The organism is Burkholderia sp. (assembly GCF_018375725.1).
GTDB lineage: Bacteria > Pseudomonadota > Gammaproteobacteria > Burkholderiales > Burkholderiaceae > Burkholderia.
On sequence record NZ_JAHACR010000558.1, the window covers coordinates 1 to 1,002 of the forward strand.

The window sequence follows — 1,002 nt, forward strand, 5'->3', positions numbered from 1 at the left end:
CGATGTCGCCCGCATTGCCGGTCACGCCGCGCAGACAGTCGCCGTCGATCGCGATGCCGCCGCCGATCGCCGGCCCGATGAACAGGTAGACGAAGTCGTCGCACTGCCGGCCGTATCCGTAGAACAGTTCGGCGATCGCGGCCGCGTTGCCGTCGTTTTCGCCGAATACGGGCAGCGACAGCGCGCGACCGAGGTCGGCCGCGAAATCGACGTCTTCCCATGCGCGGAACGTGTCGGGCGCGAGGCCGAGCTCGCGCATCCATGCGCCGAGGTTGTACGTCTGCGCGACGCCGACGCCGGTCAGGCGCGCACGTTCATGGTCGGGGAGCAGGGCCTGCATCGCGTCGATGTCGTGACGCACGATCTCGAGGAAGTCGGCGGGAGGCGGCAGCAGTGTGTCGTGCGAGCGGCGGCCGAGTACGTCGCCCGCGAAGTTGACGAGCGCCGTCTCGATGCGCATCCGGTCGAGATGGACGCCGATACCGAACGCACCGCGCGGATCGAGGCGGATCAGCGATGCGGGCTGGCCGCGCTGGCCTTCGGTGCGGCCCGCGAATTCGATCAGCTTCGCGTCGGCGAGCGACGCGATGATGCTGCCGACCGCCGTGCCCGTCATGTTGGCGAGACGGGCGAGGTCGGCCTTCGACGCACTGCCGGCGCGGCGCAAGGCCTTCAGCAGCAGGCGCTCGTTGTAACGGCGCACGTTGGCCGAATTGCTTCCTTGGCCGATGTGCAGGCTTCTCATGGCGTCTCCTCCATGCGGGCGCCGTGGTTCGGCGCATTAAATAAATCACGTTGATTTATTTAACCGCGCAAGCGCTGGCATGTCAGCCTAGGGAAATCCCGGGCGAGGCGAGTGGCAAAGGGGGGGGCGTGGTGCCGGCGAGTTGATGCGTTTGGCGCCGCAGAAATGAAAAAAGGCCGGCTGAAAGCCGACCTTTTTTATAAAACAGATGGTGCCCAGGAGAGGACTCGAACCTCCACGGTGTTGCCACCGCTAGG

1 protein-coding gene is annotated in these 1,002 nt (G+C 66.0%); it reads right to left on the reverse strand.

Going from position 1 to position 1,002, the window contains the following annotated elements; translation table 11 throughout:
* On the reverse strand, positions 1–745 hold a 745-nt coding region (locus KH616_RS25380; RefSeq protein ID WP_292255360.1), incomplete at its 3' end, for an ROK family protein.
* Positions 746–1,002 lie beyond the last annotated feature (257 nt).